20 protein-coding genes and 1 other RNA gene are annotated in these 21476 nt (G+C 45.2%); 2 read left to right on the top strand and 19 right to left on the bottom strand.

Going from position 1 to position 21476, the window contains the following annotated elements; all coding sequences use genetic code 11:
• The 11 genes from WKT00_RS07775 to WKT00_RS07825 form a co-directional block, all read right to left on the bottom strand.
• A complete protein-coding gene (locus WKT00_RS07775) occupies positions 1 to 1770 on the bottom strand; it encodes a V-type ATP synthase subunit A (protein WP_340262704.1) in 1770 nt (589 codons plus the stop codon).
• A gap of 56 nt (positions 1771 to 1826) precedes the next feature.
• Positions 1827 to 2147, bottom strand: coding sequence for a V-type ATP synthase subunit F (locus WKT00_RS07780; RefSeq protein ID WP_340262706.1), 321 nt, complete (start codon positions 2145 to 2147; stop codon positions 1827 to 1829).
• The gene (locus WKT00_RS07785) at positions 2140 to 3108 is read right to left on the bottom strand and encodes a V0D/AC39 family V-type ATPase subunit (protein WP_101695177.1); all 969 of its coding nucleotides are present in this window, start codon (positions 3106 to 3108) and stop codon (positions 2140 to 2142) included. The genes WKT00_RS07780 and WKT00_RS07785 overlap by 8 nt, the downstream gene beginning before the upstream one ends.
• 9 nt (positions 3109 to 3117) lie before the next feature.
• Positions 3118 to 3711, bottom strand: coding sequence for a V-type ATP synthase subunit E (locus tag WKT00_RS07790; RefSeq protein WP_173814785.1), 594 nt, complete (start codon positions 3709 to 3711; stop codon positions 3118 to 3120).
• Between the two features lie 31 nt (positions 3712 to 3742).
• Positions 3743 to 4228, bottom strand: coding sequence for a V-type ATP synthase subunit K (locus WKT00_RS07795; RefSeq protein WP_101695179.1), 486 nt, complete (start codon positions 4226 to 4228; stop codon positions 3743 to 3745).
• A gap of 38 nt (positions 4229 to 4266) precedes the next feature.
• Positions 4267 to 6291 (bottom strand): V-type ATP synthase subunit I, encoded by a 2025-nt coding sequence (locus WKT00_RS07800; protein WP_340262713.1) that lies wholly within the window; start codon positions 6289 to 6291, stop codon positions 4267 to 4269.
• A gap of 33 nt (positions 6292 to 6324) precedes the next feature.
• Positions 6325 to 6633: a hypothetical protein gene (locus WKT00_RS07805; protein WP_340262716.1), complete on the bottom strand. Its 309-nt coding sequence runs from the start codon at positions 6631 to 6633 to the stop codon at positions 6325 to 6327.
• 164 nt (positions 6634 to 6797) lie between these two features.
• Complete coding sequence (locus WKT00_RS07810; RefSeq protein WP_340262719.1) at positions 6798 to 7292, bottom strand: tRNA (cytidine(34)-2'-O)-methyltransferase; 495 nt, start codon at positions 7290 to 7292, stop codon at positions 6798 to 6800.
• A gap of 86 nt (positions 7293 to 7378) precedes the next feature.
• On the bottom strand, positions 7379 to 8275 hold the full coding sequence (locus tag WKT00_RS07815; RefSeq protein ID WP_101695183.1) for an AIR synthase-related protein: 897 nt from the start codon (positions 8273 to 8275) through the stop codon (positions 7379 to 7381).
• Between the two features lie 13 nt (positions 8276 to 8288).
• Positions 8289 to 9827: a VanW family protein gene (locus tag WKT00_RS07820; RefSeq protein WP_340262723.1), complete on the bottom strand. Its 1539-nt coding sequence runs from the start codon at positions 9825 to 9827 to the stop codon at positions 8289 to 8291.
• Between the two features lie 272 nt (positions 9828 to 10099).
• Entirely contained in the window at positions 10100 to 11881 is a 1782-nt protein-coding gene (locus tag WKT00_RS07825) for a B12-binding domain-containing radical SAM protein (protein ID WP_340262726.1), read from the bottom strand.
• Between the two features lie 113 nt (positions 11882 to 11994).
• Here WKT00_RS07825 and ffs point away from each other — a divergent pair.
• An RNA gene (ffs, locus tag WKT00_RS07830) (signal recognition particle sRNA large type) lies at positions 11995 to 12257 on the top strand.
• A gap of 16 nt (positions 12258 to 12273) precedes the next feature.
• Here the strand turns inward: ffs and tadA are convergent.
• The 6 genes from tadA to WKT00_RS07860 all read right to left on the bottom strand — a co-directional run bounded on the left by tadA (position 12274) and on the right by WKT00_RS07860 (position 18544).
• Positions 12274 to 12756, bottom strand: coding sequence for a tRNA adenosine(34) deaminase TadA (tadA, locus tag WKT00_RS07835; protein ID WP_173814790.1), 483 nt, complete (start codon positions 12754 to 12756; stop codon positions 12274 to 12276).
• A 5-nt stretch (positions 12757 to 12761) separates the two neighbouring features.
• Positions 12762 to 13694 carry a hypothetical protein gene (locus tag WKT00_RS07840; RefSeq protein ID WP_340262731.1) on the bottom strand — a complete coding sequence of 311 codons (933 nt, stop codon included), beginning with the start codon at positions 13692 to 13694 and terminating at the stop codon, positions 12762 to 12764.
• Positions 13695 to 13758: 64 nt separating this feature from the next.
• Positions 13759 to 15186, bottom strand: a complete 1428-nt coding sequence (locus WKT00_RS07845) for a deoxyguanosinetriphosphate triphosphohydrolase (RefSeq protein WP_101695187.1) — start codon at positions 15184 to 15186, stop codon at positions 13759 to 13761.
• 24 nt (positions 15187 to 15210) lie between these two features.
• Positions 15211 to 16506 (bottom strand): hypothetical protein, encoded by a 1296-nt coding sequence (locus WKT00_RS07850; protein ID WP_340262734.1) that lies wholly within the window; start codon positions 16504 to 16506, stop codon positions 15211 to 15213.
• Between the two features lie 160 nt (positions 16507 to 16666).
• Positions 16667 to 17338 carry a 4'-phosphopantetheinyl transferase family protein gene (locus tag WKT00_RS07855; RefSeq protein WP_340262737.1) on the bottom strand — a complete coding sequence of 224 codons (672 nt, stop codon included), beginning with the start codon at positions 17336 to 17338 and terminating at the stop codon, positions 16667 to 16669.
• Between the two features lie 174 nt (positions 17339 to 17512).
• Positions 17513 to 18544, bottom strand: a complete 1032-nt coding sequence (locus tag WKT00_RS07860; protein ID WP_340262740.1) for a YeiH family protein — start codon at positions 18542 to 18544, stop codon at positions 17513 to 17515.
• Between the two features lie 200 nt (positions 18545 to 18744).
• On the opposite strand from WKT00_RS07860, the gene WKT00_RS07865 reads away from it, so the two are divergent.
• Complete coding sequence (locus WKT00_RS07865; protein ID WP_340262743.1) at positions 18745 to 19671, top strand: LysR family transcriptional regulator; 927 nt, start codon at positions 18745 to 18747, stop codon at positions 19669 to 19671.
• Between the two features lie 305 nt (positions 19672 to 19976).
• On the opposite strand, the gene WKT00_RS07870 is transcribed toward WKT00_RS07865, so the two are convergent.
• Both WKT00_RS07870 and nrdG read right to left on the bottom strand, forming a co-directional pair.
• Positions 19977 to 20720 carry a NifB/NifX family molybdenum-iron cluster-binding protein gene (locus WKT00_RS07870; protein WP_340262746.1) on the bottom strand — a complete coding sequence of 248 codons (744 nt, stop codon included), beginning with the start codon at positions 20718 to 20720 and terminating at the stop codon, positions 19977 to 19979.
• A gap of 110 nt (positions 20721 to 20830) precedes the next feature.
• Positions 20831 to 21358 carry an anaerobic ribonucleoside-triphosphate reductase activating protein gene (gene nrdG, locus WKT00_RS07875; RefSeq protein WP_101695193.1) on the bottom strand — a complete coding sequence of 176 codons (528 nt, stop codon included), beginning with the start codon at positions 21356 to 21358 and terminating at the stop codon, positions 20831 to 20833.
• Positions 21359 to 21476: the final 118 nt, after the last annotated feature.

Genomic DNA, 21476 nt, shown 5'->3' on the forward strand with positions numbered 1-21476 from the left:
TTAGAAGTCCTCCTTCCCGATCGTTCCTGCGATTTCTTCTTTTAACTCACTCATAATCTTCTCGTATTCGGTCTCGATATTCTCAACTGCCGTATACTTGTAACGGCCGATTCTCTCTCTAACGTCCATCACCAGAAGCTTTTTCATGGATGCGCCTTTCGCAAGCGCTTCATTTGCCTGATCGTAGAATGCAAGCACCAGTTTCATCATCAGATACTGTTTCCGAAGCGGGGTGTAAGTATCCACTTCATGGAAGGAGTTCTGATGCAGAAAGTCCTCACGAATCGATCTTGCAGCTTCCATTTTCAGACGGTCAGACGGTGATAATGCATCCATACCTACCATCTGAACGATTTCTTCCAAAGCCGCCTCTTCGGTCAAAAGGCTCATCATTCTCTGTCGGTCGCTCATCCAGTCTTCTGCAACCACACTATTAAACCAGCCCTGCATATTGTCAAGATACAAAGAGTAACTGGTCAGCCAGTTAATTGCCGGGAAATGTCTCTTATAAGCCAACGCAGAATCCAGTCCCCAGAATACTTTTACGATTCGAAGCGTTGCCTGAGATACCGGTTCTGAAGTATCACCACCCGGAGGAGATACCGCTCCGATAACGGATAAGGAACCTTCTCTTGCATCTTTTCCAAGAGACTGTACACGTCCGGCTCTCTCGTAAAATTCTGCCAGACGAGAGCCTAAGTATGCCGGATAACCTTCCTCACCAGGCATTTCTTCCAAACGACCGGACATCTCTCTAAGCGCCTCCGCCCATCGAGAGGTGGAATCTGCCATAAGCGCTACGGAATATCCCATATCACGGAAATATTCTGCAATCGTAATACCTGTATAAATAGACGCCTCACGTGCTGCGAACGGCATATCTGAAGTATTGGCAATCAAAACCGTTCTTTCCATCAAGGAACGGCCTGTTTTTGGATCCTTCAATTCCGGAAATTCATTTAGAACGTCCGTCATCTCATTTCCACGTTCTCCGCATCCAATATAAACCACAATGTCCGCTTCTGCCCATTTCGCAAGCTGGTGCTGAATCACTGTCTTACCACTTCCGAACGGTCCCGGAACGGCTGCCACTCCGCCCTTTGCAATCGGGAAGAAGGTATCAACGACACGCTGTCCTGTTACAAGCGGTGCGTCAAGCGGCAGCTTCTTCACATATGGACGGCCTTTACGAACCGGCCATTTCTGCATCATCGTCAATTCTTTGTCCCCATCTTTTGTGGAAACGACTGCCACCACTTCTTCTACCGTAAATTCACCGGCTTTGATTTCCTTCACCGTACCAGCCACACCGTACGGTACCATAATTTTCTGTTCCACAACAGCGGTTTCCTGAACGGTACCAAGCACATCTCCTGCTTCTACTTCATCTCCAACCTTTGCCACCGGAACAAATTCCCATTTTTTATCTCGCTTCAGAGATGCAACCTCAACTCCACGCTGCAGGTTATTTCCTGAAATCTTCATAATATCGTCAAGCGGACGCTGAATTCCATCATAAATGCTTGTGATAAGGCCTGGTCCCAGCTCTACGGACATTGGCGCCCCAGTGGATTCCACCGGTTCTCCCGGTCCCAGTCCTGATGTCTCTTCATATACCTGAATAGACGCCTCGTCACCGTGCATCTCAATGATCTCTCCGATCAGACGTTTGTCGCTGACACGTACAACGTCGGACATGTTCGCGTCGCGCATTCCGGACGCAATTACCAGCGGTCCTGCTACTTTTTTAATTGTACCTGTACTACTCATAACGGACAAATCACACTCCTTACTTTTTATTTTCTTTTCTTATGCCATCTTTCGGCTTAGTCATCACCAAACAGAATATCAGAGCCGACGGCTACTTCTACAGACTTCTTAACGCCTGCAACTCCTGCGCCGGTATTTCCTGCGATTCCCGGTATCTGAATAATTGCCGGTATCACCTGATCCTGATACTTTGCTGCTTCTTGTTTCAATTCCGCCATCCAGGCTTCTGTAATATAAATAATTCCATATCCTTCCGCCGCAAGCCTATGAAGCAATTCTACGGCTTCTTCATGGGCAGTTACCGGAAACGTATCAAGCCCCAGAGCAGCGAAGCCGTAGATGCTGTCATAATCCCCAATGACTGCTATCCTATACATACATCTCCCTTACCCTTTCCCGGATGGATTCTTCCGGTAAATCGTTTTGTTTACCAGAAAGGATGATCCGTACCGTTTTAATCTCGTTCTGTCTTGCAATTACATAGGCAATGACCGGCCCTATCGTAAATGCATTGTATTTCTGCGGACTAATCGTCTCAATAATACGGTTGTCACACCAGCGCTCAAATGCGGATGCTGATTCCGCCAACGCTTCCGCTCCTTCTACATAGGCTGTTCCGCGCAGGTAGTCACAGATTGCATCCATCCCGCTAAGAGCGGCTTTTGAAAGCTGATCTACGCTGATGCTGTCACATTCCGCCATCGCCCGCTGCATAAATTCTATTGATTTTGCGGTCTTCTGTGATCGCACGGCAATCTTGATATCCGCCACCGCTACCGTAGACTCTGCATAGTCTCGGATAATCGGCTCCCCGGATACTTTCCCGGCTTCATACACCGCTTCAAGCGCCGCTTTGTCGATAATCACATCGCACAACTGACCGTCTCCGGTCTGAAGCAGTTTCTCATAAGCTTCTTCCGCTGCATGCTGCATCTGCGCCGGAAGCTTGCCGAAGTTCTTCTCCTGTATAATTTCCAGCATCTCTTTTCCGGGGATCTTGACATCCTCATAGAAAATATGCCGGTTCTTCTCCTGCGTACACACCGCCTTAATTGCCGCCTTCAGATTGTGAAACAGTTTCGGATAGGACAATACATCAAAGTTTTCCATTCCAATGGACAACTCCTGTACCACTTCCCAGATTTTCTCTTCTTCTCTGGTCAGTATAGCTTCCGCATTTCCGGCTGTCTCACTGTCTCCCCAGCCCTTTTCTTCCAGAAACTGGAGACACTGCCTGTAATCCTGGCAGGCAATCAGCTGATCGATGGTACTGTTGGAGAACAGGGAAACTTCCAGAGCCCTGATTCGTGCGACCGCATAGGTATATTCTTCACTCATGGGCGCCTCCTACAAAAATAATAATCGATGTACCATATCGGACAGTTCGTCTTTCTTCGCGTCGAGCATTGCTCTTAGCGTACAGTTCTCTTCAATTCCGCCATAGGCAAGAACGAAGCCATTTTCAATCGGCCTTCCCTCTTTGGACAGGGTCAGCGCGCCGCCGTTTTCGCGTGCCACCTTCTGTATCTGTTCTTCATACCCGGAAGGCATTCTCTGCAGATCCTTTGCAGAAAAGAAAATTTCCCCTTCCTCCGGCAGCATGTACCTTACAAGAATTTTCAGCAGCATGGCAAAATATTCTTCCTCTTCCATGCCGGAAAGCTTCTCATATGCCTTGTCAAGAACTTCTGCAATCACTTCCTGCTTTGCCGCAAGAAGTTTCGTCCGTCTCTGTAAATCAATGGACGATGCCGTCCGTTCCTGATAACGCTGCACATCTGCTTCCGATTTTCTGGAAATGCTTTCGCGCTTCTTTTCGGCCTCTTCCTTGGCGAGGTTTATCATTTCTTCCGCCTGCCTTTTAGCTTCCGCAACCTTTCCATCCGCCGCGGCCTTCGCTTCATTCAGGATCTGACTTTTCATCTTATCTAATCCAGTCATAGCCCTCGCACTCCTTTTCTTTTCCTGATTTTTAAACCTGAATTGCTGTTACAGACAGAATAGAAATCAGGAGCGCCAGGATTGCATATGTCTCAACCATTGCAGGGAACAGCATTGCTTTACCGAACTGATCCGGTTTTTTAGCAACGATGCCGATTGCCGCTGCGGAAGTCTTTCCCTGATGCTTTCCGGAAATAAGACCCACAATACCAATCGGAAGACATGCCGCTAAAATCAGAAGTCCTGTCTGCGGATCAATCTGTGCTGCGCCGCCGCCAAGAAGACCAATTTTAGAAAGTGTCAAGAATCCAACCAGCAGACCGTAGATCCCCTGTGTACCAGGCAGAAGCTGCATAATCAAAACCTTTGCGAACTTACTTGGATCCTCTGTTACAACACCTGCTGCCGCCTGACCTGCGATTCCTACACCGATTGCAGATCCTGCTCCTGCAAGAAATACTGCTATTGCTGCACCTAATAATGCATATACAAGACCTAAATTATCCCAAATACTCATAATATGTTTTCCTCCTTAAACATGTTGTTTCTAAAGCTTTATTCTGCATTTTCGCTTTCCTGAATGGTTACGTATTTTGTATCAGATTCAAATGGCTCGAATGGTTTTCCACCGCCTTCGTAGAATTTCCCAAAGAATTCCACAAACTGAAGACGGTTGGTGTGGACATATGCGCCCAGCAGGTTAATTGCCAGATTCATTGCATGACCGATAATAAATACCACGATAAACAAAATCACGCCTGCCACACTCTTTCCAAGCATACTTCCCATCTGATTAACAACGGATGCAATAACTCCGGTTGCCAGCCCCAGCGCCAGCAAACGAGAATAAGACAGCACATCACTTAACCATCCCGTAATGTTATAAATATCATACGCTCCTAACGCAAGTCTTAGAGCCGGATTCTTGTTCGCCCTTCCTGACATCAACAAAAGTCCAACCGCTCCGCCGATTGCCAGTACCTTTGCCGCCACATTGACCGCTGGTGGGAATGTAATCTGCGCCTGCGCGATGGATGCAAAAATCTCTGACGGAATCAGCATTAACAAAAGTCCGATCAGAAATGCATACCAAAGAACTACATCGCAGAAGAAATCCAGAATCTTTCCTGCCTTAATTTCCATATAGCCTTTGATTCCCAGACCTACAAACAAGTGAATCACACCGAATGCCATTGAATAAATCAAAAGCTTCATTGGATCATTAAGCGGTGCAAACCACAACGGCTTGATTGTTACCGGATGTCCGAAAAATGTCTTAGACACAACATCCACCACATCGCCGAAATATCCACCGAACAGAATGCCCCACACCATGGTGGAGACTCCGCAGAACATAAACATTTTCAAAGATTCATGCATCCCCTTGCTCATCCGCGGGAATTTCTTTAATGCAATCAGACAGCCGATTGCAATAATTGCGCCATAAGCCGCGTCAGACAACATCATTCCAAAGAAAAACACATAGAAGAATGACATAATCGTCGTCGGGTCAAATTCACCTTTGTGCGGCAGACCATAGGAAGCAACCACACTTTCCACACTTGATGAAAAACTATTGTTCTTTAATAACGTCGGCGGTTCTTCATCTTCCTTTAAATCTTCTACATCTACTGCGCAGTCATACCGATCTCCAATCGCTTTCTGAATCGCCGGTACGACCTTTGCCGGCACATAACCACTGATCACAAACGTTCGCTGCGACTGTGGAAGCGTACCAAGCACCTCATACTTTTCTGCCCGGATGCGATAGTAATCGCTGATCACTTTCAGCTTCTCCCGGTCCTCTTTATAGCCCCGAATCGCATCTTCCGTATCTGCAATCTCCGACTTTAGCTTTTGAATCTCTTCCTCAAGACTTTCTTTCGCCTCTTCCGGAATCATTCCGACACTCTGAGCTGGTCTGGAAAATCCACCGCTTCGTAAGACTTCCTCAACCTGTGCTTCTTCCTGCCTTAAACAAAAAACAGCCAGATAGGCCGCATCTCTGTCACTGCTGATGATCTGCACATCCACAGCTTCTATCTCCGGAGCTTTCGCTGCAATCTGCTCATATACAGATTCCAGGGTTGTTCCGCCCGGCATAGTTCCCAAAAGCATTGCCACTTTCTTCGTACCTTTCGCATCCATCGGTACATCAAGTGCAAGCCACGGACTAAGCGACTCGATCTGGTTCTCCAGTTTCAAAATACCAGCTTTTTTCTCTGCTATCTCTTTACTATATGTCACCAGCAAATCTGCCGTTTCAATCACAGTGTCCCGTTCGGAAACCACCTGATTAAACGCATCTTTTTCGACAAGTTTTTTGCCTTCCAGCGAGGACAACATCGACTTCTTTTCCGGTTCATACGTTTCCAAAACCGTCAATGCCGATTCTGCCAACTGCGCTTTTCTTTCAAAGCTTACTTTGGCTTCCATAGTGTCCATCTTCTCAAAGCCGTCGTCCACATCGGCGATCTGGTTCATCTCCATGATTCCCAGAGCCTGTATCTTTTCCAAGATAGCCTTACGGTCTTTTTTCAGCGCGCAGATACTTATTCGTTGCATCTGCAATACTGCCATAGCCACATCCCTCCTTTACCTGTTCAGCCTTCTTCAGACGAGAGCCTGCATTACCGCCTGGACTGCTTCTTTTTCTTTCCCAAGCGCTACGTCCCGCATTGCTGCAGTCTCTTGCTCCACTTCCACCGCTTTTTGCTTCGCCAGGTGGTCTGCAGCTTCTTTTGCCGCCGCAAGCGCCGCTTCCGCCTTTGCTTTTGCATCCATTTCCGCCTGTTCTTTCAATTCCCTGGCTTCCACAGATGCCTGTTCAAGGATATCGGTACACTGTGCATCCGCTTTTTTTATCATTTCTTCAGCTTCATTTTCCGTCTCCTTGATGGTTTTAATGGTTTCTTCTACCATTTGTTCACCACCTCTCTTGTTGTTGAAAGTATCTGTAGTTAGAATTATAATATGCTTTTTCCAAAAAGTCTAGGAATTTATTGTTTCTTTATAGTTTTAACCGCGTGTTGCACATATAATTAACCAAATAATCAAACAATTTCTTCTTATTATAAATAGGGGTTCTATTCCCAATTCAGTTCATGGAGATGCCCCTCTAAATTCATCCCTGCAAATTCATTCTGCCGAAGAGCTTCATAGAGAACAACCGCAACGGAATTTCCAAGATTCAAAGAACGGATCTCCCCCATCATCGGAATCCGCACACACGTATCCTTGTGATGAACCAGAATCTCTTCCGGAATACCGGCACTCTCTTTTCCAAACATAATATAGCAGTCCGGCTCATACTCCACTTCCGTATACACCTTCTGCGCCTTTGTCGTCGCCATATAAATCTTCGCACCCGGATTTCGTTCCAGAAAATCGTTATAGTCAATATACGTCTGTACATCCAGATCTTTCCAGTAATCCATGCCTGCCCGTTTCAGGCTTTTTTCATCCAGCCGAAATCCCAGAGGCTCGATCAGATGAAGACGGGTATTGGTCGCCACGCAGGTGCGCCCGATATTTCCAGTATTTGCCGGAATCTCCGGCTCGTATAACACAATGTTCAGCATATTAATTCCTCCTCTTTTTATCTTTTGTGAATCCCTAACAGTTATACACTCTTTTTATATTCTTATACTCTTTTTCCTATACTCTTTTACACCAGATCTGTCTGATAAATCTTCCAAAGCTCATCAGGGGCCGGACGATCCAGATATCGAATCTCTTCTCCATTATGAATCAGCTTATCATGGCTGTCCGTAAGCGATCCAATGACGTTTGCTTTTCCTCCCGCCGCAAGAATCTGCTCCGCCAGTCCTTCTGCGTCTTCAGAAACTATCAAAAAACTTCCCACAGACGATAACTGATACGGATTCAGGCGAAAATACTCACACACTTCCACCGTCTCCTGCAAAATAGAAAACGCTTTCATATTCATATCAAGTCCTAATTTTGTTTCTTTAGAAAGATTCCAAAGTGCTGCAAGGATCCCGCCTGATCCAATCTGTCTAACGAAAGATACCTTTTCCCCTTCTTTCGTCTTCAATAATCCCGCCGCTTCCAACACACTCTTTGCAAAGAGTTCCTTCTGATAGGACAAAATTTGTTTCATAAAAGACGGTGAAAACCAGCCGCTAAGCTCCTGCTTCCGTTCTTCTGCTGCCTGAAGCATCCCACTCATCCCAAGCCATCCAGTCTGCACAATTCCCCATCCTGGCAAAATCTCCGGTCTGCTTCCTTCATCTGTAATTCCGGTTCCCGTCACAATCACTTCCGGTACGGTTACCACCGCTGCCGTTATGCCTTCTTCCTCTTCTAAGCAAATCCCATACTCCTGACACGTCTCCTGCAAAAGCTTCATCATCCCATTTCGCCGGGACTTGTACACATAGGGCGGCACACATACTGACGCTTTCACGCTGATGTCCGTCACCCCTTCTGCCCATAATGTATTGACGGCGGCAGCCAGGGCATACAGTCCAGTATTCTTGGACTGCCCATATGCTACCGCCGTGTCAGTTACAATTTTTCTTCCTTGTATCTCTTTTTTCATCCTCTTCCTCCTGTCACTGCGCAGATCCTGTCGCTGCTGCGCCACTTGCGTCTTCCTGGTTCTGGTTCGATGCTCCGCCCGCACTTTGGCTTCCCATAGCCTGTGCCTGAGTGATCGCCGCTGCAATCTTCGCCTGATCCTGTGTTACAAGAGCTTCCCTTACCAGTGCAGATGCCGCTGCATTTTCGGACGCTGTTCCCACTTCGACCACCTGATCACTTCTTGCGTATGTACTCTGATTGATCACCTCACGGCTGACTTCCTGTCCATCCTTATAGATCACCTTCCACAGCTGTGCCGTTTTACCTGTATGAGGACTTCCACTGTATTTCATGCTTCCAAGCGGCGCCTGCGGATTTTCCTGATAGACACTTCCCGCCTCCGCCGTTGTCAGCGTCTCGCTTTCAAACTTGATTGTTCTTCCTTTTTCCCTGGTATCTTTTCCGTAAATAACAAATTTCATCTGATTTGCCGCGTCAATCTCTGCCAGAATGCAAACTGGCGCATCGTAATTATTCTTAAACCGAAAGTCCAAAAGCCCGGTCGCAATCGCCGCATCTCTGGACGGTTCTACATAATTAACCAGCATAGAATGCGGGTGGCGTTCTACCACTTCCAGCTCTGCAAGAAGCACTGCATTATAAAGGGTAGTCGATACCTGACAGATTCCTCCGCCAAAAGAATCTACCACCTGTCCGTTCTCATAGGAACCCGCCTCTACATAGCCATGCTCCGCATCATAAGGTCCGGTCTCCTGATATACGGAAATCTCTTCTCCCGGCATCAAAACCGTTCCATTTAAACGGTCTACACCATTTTTAAGATTCTGCCAGCGCTGCCCGCCTCCGGCATCGGTAGAAAAGCTGCCCAGTTCATCTTTGACGTCTTTCAAATCTTTTGCCATTACCTTCGGAAGTTCTTCTTTCAGCACCAATTCAACCGAGGTTTTTTTATGTATCCACTCGTTGTTTAAATAAGACTCCATCTGAGAGATGGACTTCTTAATGTCTATCGTCCTGCCTGTTTTCTCCGGCTGAATTTCCAGCGTCTCTCCCTTTTTCGTAAGCGCTGCATCCACCGCATGCGTACTAAGAGGGATTGCCTGTTCCTTGATCACTGCTTTAGCCATCTTATCATCCAACTCCAAGACTTCTTCTAATACCTTCTTTTCTTTCTCCAGCCTTCGAATCTTCCAGAACCTGCTCCACAAGCTTCCTTTGCTGCCATACTCCACCGCATGCTGGACCTGCTTGTCGAGATCTTTATACTTAAGACCCAATTCTCCCCAGGAAGTTTCCACGGATTGATCTTCGACTTTCAGCGTCACCTTCTCCTGCTGATCCTCCGCCAAATGCTTCTTCAGCGCCTCTTTCACTTCCTTTTGATTCATTCCGGAAACATTCACACTGCCGATATAAATATTCGGTCCCACTTCCTTTTCCGAATACCTTGACACATAGCGATACATGGCAGCCATTATAACAATCGCCGCCACTGCAGCCCCTAACGCTGTCAGCTTCAGAACAAGCAGCCGCCGTTTACGCCGTTTCATCTCTAGCTTCCGGCTCGTACTCTTGTGCTTTATCTTTCTTTTCCTGGCTTCCTTTCCTCTCTCTTTTCCCATCGGCTTTCCCTTTAAATAATTTCTTTTTGCTGCATCGGCTTCATCCGTCAACCTTATACCAGATACGGAATCACCATCGTCGCGATCATTGCTGCAATAACTAAAAGAATGATAATCGCCACGATCCTCTTCGTCTTCTTATTGTTAAAATTCATTTGTTTTCCTTCCTTGCATCCTGCCTTTTTGTATTTTCCTACATTTTATACTCTTTGCGTTTTTTTTGCAAGAAACAATCCCGATACTTCACAGGTCCTTGCCCGGTGATCAAGAGGGCTTCTTTCCAGATAATCAAACAGAATGTATCTGTCCTCTTCCGCAAAATATTCTATATGTGTCATCTTGCGCATTTGATTGCGGTCATAAGACGTGTAAGCCGGCAGATACCGGTGCTCCTTTTCTTCGCTTTCATAAAAGGCTCGAAGCACCTCTTTCTCCACCGGGTACTCTCCTGCAAAGGAAGGTCTCGTCTTTGCATTTTCACGCAGGTAATAATCATACGTAAGCCGCTCCCGGTAAATCTCCACCTTCTCTAGAAGAACTTTCCGAATAAAGGACAGCAAAATCTCATATCGGCTGCTCCGCTTGTGCTGTACGCCCAAAAGGCCGTTCATTTCATAGAAATGCCACAGATCTTCATACATCGCAAATGCCGATGGGAATTCTTCTGCCAACGCTTCTAACGTGTCTGTAAACTGTCCACTGTTATAGTATACTTCCACCATCTCTTCCACGCCTTTCAAAAGAATCACATCCTCATAGGACAGCCACTTTGTATAAAGTACCTCATAGGGTGGATCTGATTTGTGTACCAATCCATAATCCGACTGCTTTTCCTCCATATAGGAACCTTTGAGCACCTTCAAAAATCCAAGCTGCAGCTGCTCTGGGCGAAGTCTGTACACCTCGTCAAAAGAACGGGAAAAACTTTCTATATCTTCATAAGGAAGTCCCGCAATCAGATCCAAATGCTGGTGGATATTTCCGCCGGATTTGATCCTCTCAACCACTCCCTTAACCTTCTCAAAATCCATCGTCCGTCGGATAGCGCAAATGGTATCAGGATTGGTGGACTGAATTCCGATCTCCAGCTGTACCAGCCCCGGCCGCATATTTCCAAGCAATTCCAATTCTTCTTCATTTAATAAATCCGCTGCTATCTCAAAATGGAAATTCGTAATCCCCCGGTCATGTTCCTTTATATACTGCCAAATTGCCAATGCATGTTCATGGCGGCAGTTGAACGTACGATCCACAAATTTCACCTGTGGAACCTCCTGATCAATAAAAAACTGAAGTTCCCTCTTTACCAGTTCCAAATCCCGGAACCGAAGCCGCTTGTCCACCGATGAAAGACAGTAACTGCAGGAAAACGGACACCCCCTGCTGCTCTCATAATAAATAATCTTATTCCGAAATTTTTCCATGTCTTTATAAACAAAAGGAATGCAACTCAAATCCATCACTGGCCGCCATGGATTTTCTATAATCTTCTCCGTTGCCTCTTCTGCGCCGTCAAGATCTCCCTGTGTAGGCTCCCGTCGGAACGTAATTCCATCTATCTTCAAAAGCTTACAATCTGCTTCTTCCCAATCATTCCAATCCTTTTGATAAATCCGGCAAAGCTGTGCGAACGTTTCTTCTCCTTCTCCCTTCATCACACCTTTTACCGCCGGAAGTCTCTCAAGAACTGCCGCCGCATCATAGGACACTTCCGGCCCTCCCAGCCAGATAGGAAGATGGGGACAAAGTTTTGCTATTTCCCGAACTAAAGTCTCAACATATTCCATATTCCATATATAGCAGGAAAAGCACAATACATCCGGCTTCCTAAGATAAAGATCCCGAAGGATCTCATCTTTTTGCTGATTAATCGTATACTCTGCCAATTCCACTTCTTCCACATCCGCATATGCCTTTAAACTGTAGATGGCAAGGTTGGAATGGATATATTTTGCATTCACTGCCGCCAGTAATATCTTCATAATTCTTAATCCTCTTTTTTCCGTTGTATTTACTTCTTATTTTCCGACCGTGTTTCCGCCAAACTTTCCCGCTGCCGGTTGACATTTCTGCGAAAATACAGTAAAATAAAGTCTCGTGCAGCCGGGGTGTTAGCGGTACCTTGAACCTGCAATCCGCTATAGCAGGGGTGATATTGCGCAGAGGGCATGGCTTTGCAGAGCTGCCCTTGAAAAGTGGCGTTGAGGCCTGGGTCTTACGCGACGGAAATCTGTGAACCGTGTCAGGTCGGGAACGAAGCAGCACTAAGCAGAATCTTCCGGGTGCCGTAAGGGTGCCTGGACTGAGTTAACTGTCAAGGTAACGTCTGGGTGGTCATGTTCGAAGCGCAATGCACGTTTTAAATTGCTTTCATTTAAGAAACCGTCTTCGGTTTCTTTTTCTTTTCCCGCAATTCTTTGAAAAACTGCTTCATCATATGACTGCATTCCTCTTCTAAAACACCCGTCTCTAATTCCACTTGATGATTGAACTCCGACATCTGAAGAAGATTCAATATCGAACCTGCACATCCTGCCTTAGGGTTCATACAGCCTACGACCACGCGGGTCATACGAGACTGTACAATCGCACCGGAACACATCTGACAAGGTTCTAACGTCACATACATGGTGCACTCTTCCAGCCGCCAATCATCCATCTTTTTACTCGCCTTCTTAATCGCAATCAGCTCCGCATGGGCAAGTGTATTCTTGTCGATCGTCCGACGATTGTACCCGCGCCCGATAATTTTATCCTGATATACAATCACGCACCCAATCGGGACCTCGCCCAGGGCATATGCCTTCTTCGCCTGCCGAATGGCTTCTTTCATGTATTTTTCATCTTTTTTATCCATCCGTCTTATTCTCCATCCCTCTTATTTCCCATACTCTGTTCCATCAGCGTATCTGGTCTTCTCTTTACTCTGCGGCACCAATAGCCAAATTCTTCCTCTTCTTCGGATGAGGCGTCCGTATCCTTCCTATAAATAAATTCCGGAAATCCCATTGCTTCTGCCGCCCTTGCTTCCTGTGGATGATAAACTCCGGGAACACCAAGCCACAGCTGATCCTTGTATTCCAAGAATGCTAAATGGCGGTAATTATAACAGCCATGAAGAAGGAAACTATTGTTGGCCAGTTTCCATTCACATCTGGAAAGCCTTGCCAAATCTCTGCGCTGAATTTTGACACAATGAATCCTGCTCAGATTCTCTTCCTGCTCTGGTTCTATCTCTCGTTCGACAACATCCTCCTGCTCAGGCTCTATCTCCCGTTCGCCAATTTCTTCCTGCTCTGGTTCCATCTCCTGCCTAGCAGATTCTTCCGGCTCTGGTTCTGTCTCCTGCCTGGCAGGTTCCGCCTGCTCTGGCTCTTCCTCCTGTACGACGGCTTCCGTCTGCTGCGGCTCTTCCTGACAAATTCTCATCGTTTCCACATGCGCCGGCTGATCGTCCCATACCGCAGCATATCTGCGCCCCGCTTCACTTAACAGAACAATGCCTCGGATTTTTTCAAAATTTTCCGTTTTCCCGGTATCTTCTTTCGTATAGTAAAGGCGGTAATTAATGGCAGGGTCTACATTTTCTGCTGTCCCCTGCCATATTCCTATGCATTCTTCATTTTCTTCATAGAAAAGGTAAAGGTTCAGGCGATTTTCTCCCTGCATGTGCAGTCCTTTTCCATGAATATGCACCGAACACTCGCCTTCTCCTTGTTCCACCTTTACAAATCCTACATTTCTAAGCTTTTTCCCTTGATCATATTCGTATAAATAGCGGATCCATCGTTTCAATTTTCCACACTCGATTCTGGATTATTTACCATCATCTTATTCTTCCAATGCAGAAAATATACCACTATACAATTGCTTTCAGTTCCTGGTAGAGGCGTTTTGCAAAACCGTCCGTCATACCGCAGATATAATCTGTCACCAGCAAAATTCGCAGATACAGCCTTTCTGCCTCAGACTTTCCTTCTGCATGGTAATGATATGCCTTCTTATAATTGCTGGAAATAAACAGAATCATCCGTTCGTCAATAGAATTAAGATGCGCTTCCCGATCATCGTATTTGATTGCCGCTGTTACGAAACGCTCCAACAAATGATCCAGCATCACTGCCTCCTGCACTTCCATTCGGTAAATGGTCTCGGATGTAAACACCTCGCGATACGCCAAATCCCCCAGTAAATCCATTAATTGCTCTGCGAATGTCTGGTGAAACAAATCATGCCTGTATGTTCCTTCCATAATCGCACTATAATTGGAAGTAAACCCATATGTTGCGCAGTTGATCAGGAATCCCTGCACTCGGACAATCCAGTTCTTCACTGCATACTCTTCCGGATGCCCAAGATGACGCTCTTTCGCCACCTGATACAACTCTTTCAGCTTATCTGCCGGCAGAAATGTATTCTTCTCTCCGGTGAGATACCGTTCTTGCAATTCCTGCAATTCTTCCAAAAGTTGGTGAAAGCTAAGAAAGCCTTTTATAAATGCATCTTCAATATCCGCAGTCTTATAAGCGATATCATCCGCTGCCTCTAGGATATATGTCAAAGGATGTCTGGATCCGCAAGTCCCAGTCTCCTTACTGATCTCTTCATAAAGCTCTGCATCCGCCAGATAATATCCCAGCTTCTTATCCTTAATATTTCCAGATTTTGTATTGATTTCTAAAGATGAAACCGGATATTTCACGATCGTACTGAGTAATGCATACGTCAGATTCATACCATTTTCATCGACCAGATAATGAAGCTTGCTTACCAACCGAAGCGCCTGAGCGTTGCCTTCAAAATGGTACAGATCTTCCCGCATTTGCGGCGTCAAAATCTGATCCACCGGCTGTCCGTGATAAGTCAGACGAGACAGATTCCGCTCAAACCATTCTCGAATTGCACATTCTCCAAAATGTCCAAACGGCGGATTTCCAATATCATGGATCAATCCCGCACATTGAAGAATGCTACAAATATCTTCCTTCATCTGAGGCGTGAAACTCAAATCTTTCTTATAAACCAATATATTTTCACCAATATTCTGCCCCAAAGACTTTGCAAACGAAGACACTTCCAACGAATGGGTCAGCCTGGTTCTAATAAAATCGCTCTTATCTAAAGGAAATACCTGTGTCTTATCCTGAAGACGCCGAAACGATGCGCTTCCTATAATACGATGGTAGTCCTTCTCAAACTCACTTCTTAAATCGGAATTCTTTCCATACCGACCTTTTCCGGAACTGCTCCTTTGTCTCTTCGTCGATAACAATTGTTCCCAATACACTTGCTTCTCACCCGTTCTTCCACTCTAATCCAGATAAATCGGCGGCTCATAATCCTTGCCAAGAAGAGCCTTCTTGCGCTCTTGGTAACCCAGGAATGCCCACTCTGTCATATCGGTCCACGCATGTTCTGCACGGTCATATACCTGTACATATCCTATTCTTGTCGGATGCATCCGCACGCTGTTCGATTCATATTCTCTTCCGGTATACGGATTCACATCGCCGCGCTCTAAGTCTTCTTCTCCATCTGACACCAGGAATTCTTCAGCTTCTGCCTCACCACCAAAGGTTTCCTCATACTCTTCTCCATAAACACCGTACTCACCTTCTGGATAGAGTTCTTCTTCCCGCATCTCATCAAGATCCGCCTTATACCCTTCATCCAGCTCTGACTGTGGTCTTACCCGAAGTTCTTCCGGTTCTTCCTCCTGCGCATCTGCTGTTGTCGCAGAATCTACTTCTTCCTGTACCGGCTCTTTTACTTCCTCTGCTTCCTTCGCCGACTTAGATACTTTTTTCTTTCTTCTGCGCAAATAGGACATCAGACCATGCAGTTTTTCCTCCGCCTTTTCTTCCTTCACCGGCTGCTCCGTCTCTTCTTCTGGCTTTTCTTCTGACTTCTCTTCCTGACCTGTCTCTTCTGCTTCTACTGGTTCCGCTTCCAGCTTTTCTTCCACTTCTACTGCCATTTCTGCTTCCGATTCTAGGTCTTCTGCCGATTCTTCTATCAGCTCCTCCTCGTAAACTGGCTCTTCCTCGTAAACTACCTCTTCTTCGTAAACCGGCTCTTCCTCGTAAACTACCTCTTCCTCATAAACTGGTTCTTCTTCGTAAACCGGCTCTTCCTCGTAAACCGGCTCTTCCTCGCAAACTACCTCTTCTTCGCAAACCGGCTCTTCCTCGCAAACTACCTCTTCTTCGTAAAAGACTTTCTCGCCCTCTTTTTCCAGTTCATCCAATTCCTCATGGATATCCACCAACTCTCCAATTGTAATCTCTCTCTCCGGAACGTAGACTTCCTCTTTTTTAGCTGCCTTTGCAGGTGCCGCCTGCTTTGCTTCCGCCTTTTCTTCTATATGATTATTCTCTGCCTGGGTTCCATCTTCCAGAATGGTTAAATGAAATGGACAACCAAGGATTTCCGCGATCATTCGCATATCCTGCTCTTGGAAGTTATCTCTTCCAAGTCTCTGCGTCAGGTTCTGCCGGGACATCTTCTTTCCCGTACTCGCCTCTATCTTCTCCGCCAACTCCTTAATTGTCATGCCTCTTCGGCTTAAGATAATTTTGACTTGCTCTCCAAATGTTAAATCCAGCATTGTATTTCCTCCTTATTCAATTAAATATACTCACCATTTAGGATTTATCTTGCTTTTTGTAAATCTTTTTGTTTCTTGATAAACCTAAGTTTTTCCCTTTCATTATTCTAACAAATACTTAAAAACACGTCAACCAGGTGCCTGAATTCTTAATATTTTTCTAAAATGTTCGGATATGCAGCTTTTCATCTATCTCCAAATCCGTTGTACACACAGCAATTTTCACTTCCTTTGGCCGAAATTCATACTCCTTGTAAACATAATTCTCCCCATATTCTTCTGGTTTTCGCAAGAGTACCGGCTGCATTTTTTCATTCCACCCAATCTCAAATGAGCGTGTATCTAATCCCATACCTCTTCTGGTCGCCTTCATAAAACTTTCTTTTAATACCCAATAACGGAAAAACCATTCTGCCTGCTCCGTCTTATGCCCGGCAATCCATTCATACTCCGCGGGACAAAAAAATCTTTTTGCCATGGGAAGCCGGATTTTACGAACCATTTCCAAATCACAGCCAATCTTGCAACCTCCATTCACCTGAACGATCTTATTACTCTCCCCCACCTGGTCACTTGAAACTTCCCGCTCACTGCATGCACACAACACATATTTCCCCGAATGGGACAGATTAAAAGCCGACGTTTCCTCCACCCCGCGCTCTTTTTGCACCTTCTGCCAAAGCGCCCATGCGCCAACACTTCTTGCACGTCCTTTTGCATCTCGTATTCTCAGAGCCTTCTCCTGGCGCCACAAAGGCAGTTCCCGAAAATATTTCTGATACGTTTCTTCTATTAATAAGGGGGCAATTTCCGCCAAATACACACGAACCATTCTCTTCCTCCTTCTTTCTTTTACCTCTTTTAATGCCCGTTACCACTGCATCTATCCCCTGTAAGTCTCACTTATTATAATGCTTATTATTATAGAAGGAACTCCCTCCTTTTACAAGTTTCCCATAAAAAAAGCGCCCGCCTCTTCACAAAAGAGACGAGCATGTTAAACCCTTTACCAGATTCCCAGCATATGCTGCATACTGAGACTGACCAGGGTAATTCCAACCCAGCAGGCCAATCCCATCAGAATTGGCTTTCCTCCGGTTTTTACTAATTTCACAATATTTGTATTCAGACCGATCGCCGCCATCGCCATCACAATGAAGAATTTTGACAGTTCTTTCAACGGCGCAAAAAATCCAATCGGAACTCCCGCTGTAACTGCAACTGTTGTAATCACAGACGCCCCCACGAAAAACAGAATAAAGAATGGAAACACCTGTTTCAAAGAAACTTTTCCCTGCTCATTTCCTTCCTCTTTCTTCGCTCTCATAAATGCAAGCACCAGTGTAATCGGAATAATCGCCAGTGTTCGGGTCAGTTTCACCGTAACCGCTTTATCAAGGGTAGCGCTTCCCAATCCGTACATACTATCCCAGGTAGATGCTGCCGCCGTAACAGAAGAAGTATCATTTACTGCTGTTCCTGCAAAAATACCAAACGCCTCTCCGGAAGTCTGAGAAAATCCAATCGCCGTTCCCAGCATCGGGAACACAATTGCCGCCAGTACATTAAAGAAAAAGATCACAGAAATCGCCTGCGCCACTTCTTCATCATCCGCATCAATAACCGGCGCTGTCGCAGCAATCGCAGATCCTCCACAGATAGAAGAACCAACGCCCACCAATGTGGATATCTTTCCCGGAATGTGCATAACTCTGTGTAAAACATATGCAATAATCAATGACGTAGCAATTGTAGATACAATAATAGGCAACGATTGTTTACCCGTCTGTAGAATCACCTGAAGATTCAATCCAAATCCAAGAAGCACCACCGCATATTGCAGAATTTTCTTAGATGTAAACTTAATTCCACTTTCAAGATTCGTCTTGTCTTTTATCAGCAATGTGATAACCATACCAACAATAATTGCAATTACCGGCTCGCCAATAATCGGAAATTTCTTTCCCAGCAAACTAGATGGCACCGCAATACACAAACACACTAAAATTCCCTTCCAATTCTTTTTCAAAAAATCCATATCTTCCTCCGTAAATACACTCCATTTGTCTCCTTATGCATCATAACACATCTCAATCATTAAGTAAAATTATTATAATTTATTTTTTGATAAGTTTATGTTATAATTCGTTTTATCGGGGATGGAGTTTTTTTCATTTGTACACGTCCCCAATTAAGAATCACCCTGTCCCTATTTGCTTATTTTTCCAAGGAGGTCTTATGTTAGATAATCGAACAATTACCTTTTTAACAGTTTGCGAGGAAATGAACTTTACTCGCGCCGCCGAGAAACTTCATATTTCACAGCCCGCGGTAACACAGCATATCCAATATATCGAAAGCTATTATCACGTAAAGCTTTTTCGTTTTATTGGGAAAAAGCTTTTACTAACCGATGCCGGCAAACTACTTCGAGATACTTTGACATCCATTCACAATAACGAAATCTATCTGAAAGAACAGCTTACTTATCTAACCGACCAAAGAAAGCCGCTGCACTTCGGAGCCACTTTAACCGTCGGTGAGTTTATGATTGCACAACCGCTTTCTCAATTCTTGCACAATTACGAAGCCGCCTCCATTACTGTAACTGTCGCTAACACAAACGAATTACTTCAAAAGCTGGATAATGGATCCATCGACTTTGCAATTTTAGAGGGGGATTATCCACATCATCTTTATCGCCATCTCCCCTATACTGTGGAAAACTTTTTCCCTGTCTGCAGCCCCAATTACCAATTTACAACGTGCCCCCAGCGCTATCCCCTTACTCTGCATGACTTAATCGAAGAACGTCTTCTTCTTCGCGAAGAAGGTTCTGGCACAAGGATGATTCTTGAACAATCTCTGGCCTGCCACGAATTAAACCTTATTGATTTCCATAATATCATCACAATTGGAAACATGAACACTATCAAAGAGCTGGTACTTTCCGCCTGCGGCATCACCTTTTTATATGAAACTGCCGTAGAAAAGGAACTGCTCACAGGCCAGATCCAAAAAATAGAATTACAAGATTTTGATGTTCAGCACGAAATTTCTATTGTATGGAAAAAAGATAATCTTTTTGAAAAATCATTGTTTGAATTGTTTGCTCAACTCTTCGGAGACAGGGTCATTTCCAATTCGGGACAGGGTAAATTGTAGTTGGGGACGGAGTTTTTTTCATTTGTACACGTCCCCGACTACAATTGTTAACAATTAGTTCTCATTTTACTCACATTTTTATCACAGTTTTTGCATATACTATAATTGTTCAAACGAACAACACTTATAAATCTTTTTCATAACTTTTTCCTCAGGACTGCACTCCTCCCAAAACGCAGTCCTTTTTATGTCTATAATTATTAAAATTGTTAATTCGTTTAATTTTCAGCCAAAACAAATGCAGGATTACTGATGAAACTTGTAATCCTGCATTCTTCTTACAATTTGTTCTATACCCTTACAGTCTAACCGCAGTGATGTCCGCCACATTCATGATTTCCATGTCCGCCACAGTCGTGATCTCCGTGTCCATGTCCCTCTCCATGATGGCTGCACATCGTATCCGGATCATAATTCAACGTACCTGCCAGATAAGACTCTACCTGAGCATCCGCATCACCCTGAGCTCCTGGGAACAGCTTAATCCCAGCTTCTGCCAATGCATTTCTTGCGCCTCCGCCGATACCACCGCAGATCAGCACATCAACATTTCCCTCTGACAAAAATCCCGCCAACGCACCGTGTCCCTGTCCATTGGTGTCTACAACTTCACTTCCTACGATTTTTCCATCCTCTACCTCATACACTTTAAACTGTTCCGTATGTCCGAAATGCTGAAAAATCTGTCCATCTTCATAGGTTACTGCAATTTTCATATTCATTCTCTCCTTCTTTTTGCCGCCTTCTGCTGACGAATCTATTGCCACATACTCGCCGCCTTCAATCCGAAGTTCCAGCCCTTCCACCAGGAAACGCGCCAGTTTCTTCCTCGCCTCAGCATACAGCATCTGAACCGTACCGCGGCTGACCTCCATGGCTTTTGCGCATTCTTCCTGCGTATACGCCATATAGTCAATCAGGCGAATACATTCATATTCTTCCACCTTCATCACAATACTATGTCCCACCATCTTCCTTTGGTTTTCTGCTGCAAACCGGCAATATCCCGGCATTTTTAAGACTTTTTTCTTCTTTCCTGTTCTTGGCATCGTCAGCCTCCATTTATTGGCATATGTCAATTTATTTATATCTTACTCTTTTTATTTGCATATGTCAATATCGATTCCGCTTTTCTAAATATTCTACTTTTTCTGCCCTTTTAATTATTCAGTGGCGACAGCACAACCTCATTTGCCTCACGGCTCTTCTTCACGTCGATGATCCGTTGGTTCCTGCTTCCGCGGAAATGAAGGGTCACATCCTTCTGCGCCTCTACAAACCTTCCGTCCACTAAAACATCCAGATAGGACAGCATTTCCTCTGTTACATCCGTATACACCCTTCCTCCCGAAACCATATCTACATCATAAAGATAACCGGAATAGCACCAAATATCCTTCTCCGGATAGGTCTCCCTCACCCGGCGCAAGAGTTTTACCAACTCATGCTGATTCTCTGGCTCGAACGGTTCTCCTCCAAGCAGTGACAATCCCTGGATATATCCCGCTTTCAAAAGATTGATTATTGTTTCTTCTGTTTCTTCTGTATAGGGATTCCCATATTGAAAATCCCACGTCTCCTCATTAAAGCATCCTTTGCAATGATGTCTGCACCCGGATACGAATAGGCTCACTCTCACGCCTGGTCCGTTTGCAATATCACACTCTTTTATATTTCCGTAATTCATGGCATGTGCCTCCTTCCCCTAACAGGCCTCACGATATGGATTCAGGGTCTGCCTTCACCGGCAGACCCTGTTCCTCTTAGCTCTTACATTCTATCTCTTACAGTTTTCTTTATTTTGC

Origin of the sequence: Dorea sp. ICN-14282 (genome assembly GCF_037890115.1) — a bacterium.
In the GTDB taxonomy this organism is placed as follows: domain Bacteria; phylum Bacillota; class Clostridia; order Lachnospirales; family Lachnospiraceae; genus Dorea_B; species Dorea_B phocaeensis.

What these genes read in the sequence shown, in the direction of transcription:
- WKT00_RS07870 (WP_340262746.1), bottom strand. Translation starts at nt 20,720, where the DNA reads ATGCCAAGAACAGGAAAGAAGAAAAAAGTCTTAAAAATGCCGGGATAT.
- WKT00_RS07785 (WP_101695177.1), bottom strand. Translation starts at nt 3,108, where the DNA reads ATGAGTGAAGAATATACCTATGCGGTCGCACGAATCAGGGCTCTGGAA.
- WKT00_RS07815 (WP_101695183.1), bottom strand. Translation starts at nt 8,275, where the DNA reads ATGAAAAAAGAGATACAAGGAAGAAAAATTGTAACTGACACGGCGGTA.
- WKT00_RS07790 (WP_173814785.1), bottom strand. Translation starts at nt 3,711, where the DNA reads ATGACTGGATTAGATAAGATGAAAAGTCAGATCCTGAATGAAGCGAAG.
- WKT00_RS07825 (WP_340262726.1), bottom strand. Translation starts at nt 11,881, where the DNA reads ATGAAGATATTACTGGCGGCAGTGAATGCAAAATATATCCATTCCAAC.
- WKT00_RS07800 (WP_340262713.1), bottom strand. Translation starts at nt 6,291, where the DNA reads ATGGCAGTATTGCAGATGCAACGAATAAGTATCTGCGCGCTGAAAAAA.
- WKT00_RS07780 (WP_340262706.1), bottom strand. Translation starts at nt 2,147, where the DNA reads ATGTATAGGATAGCAGTCATTGGGGATTATGACAGCATCTACGGCTTC.
- tadA (WP_173814790.1), bottom strand. Translation starts at nt 12,756, where the DNA reads ATGGATAAAAAAGATGAAAAATACATGAAAGAAGCCATTCGGCAGGCG.
- WKT00_RS07810 (WP_340262719.1), bottom strand. Translation starts at nt 7,292, where the DNA reads ATGCTGAACATTGTGTTATACGAGCCGGAGATTCCGGCAAATACTGGA.
- WKT00_RS07795 (WP_101695179.1), bottom strand. Translation starts at nt 4,228, where the DNA reads ATGAGTATTTGGGATAATTTAGGTCTTGTATATGCATTATTAGGTGCA.
- WKT00_RS07850 (WP_340262734.1), bottom strand. Translation starts at nt 16,506, where the DNA reads ATGCTGGATTTAACATTTGGAGAGCAAGTCAAAATTATCTTAAGCCGA.
- WKT00_RS07820 (WP_340262723.1), bottom strand. Translation starts at nt 9,827, where the DNA reads ATGAAACGGCGTAAACGGCGGCTGCTTGTTCTGAAGCTGACAGCGTTA.
- WKT00_RS07865 (WP_340262743.1), top strand. Translation starts at nt 18,745, where the DNA reads ATGTTAGATAATCGAACAATTACCTTTTTAACAGTTTGCGAGGAAATG.
- WKT00_RS07775 (WP_340262704.1), bottom strand. Translation starts at nt 1,770, where the DNA reads ATGAGTAGTACAGGTACAATTAAAAAAGTAGCAGGACCGCTGGTAATT.
- WKT00_RS07805 (WP_340262716.1), bottom strand. Translation starts at nt 6,633, where the DNA reads ATGGTAGAAGAAACCATTAAAACCATCAAGGAGACGGAAAATGAAGCT.
- WKT00_RS07855 (WP_340262737.1), bottom strand. Translation starts at nt 17,338, where the DNA reads ATGGTTCGTGTGTATTTGGCGGAAATTGCCCCCTTATTAATAGAAGAA.
- nrdG (WP_101695193.1), bottom strand. Translation starts at nt 21,358, where the DNA reads ATGAATTACGGAAATATAAAAGAGTGTGATATTGCAAACGGACCAGGC.
- WKT00_RS07860 (WP_340262740.1), bottom strand. Translation starts at nt 18,544, where the DNA reads ATGGATTTTTTGAAAAAGAATTGGAAGGGAATTTTAGTGTGTTTGTGT.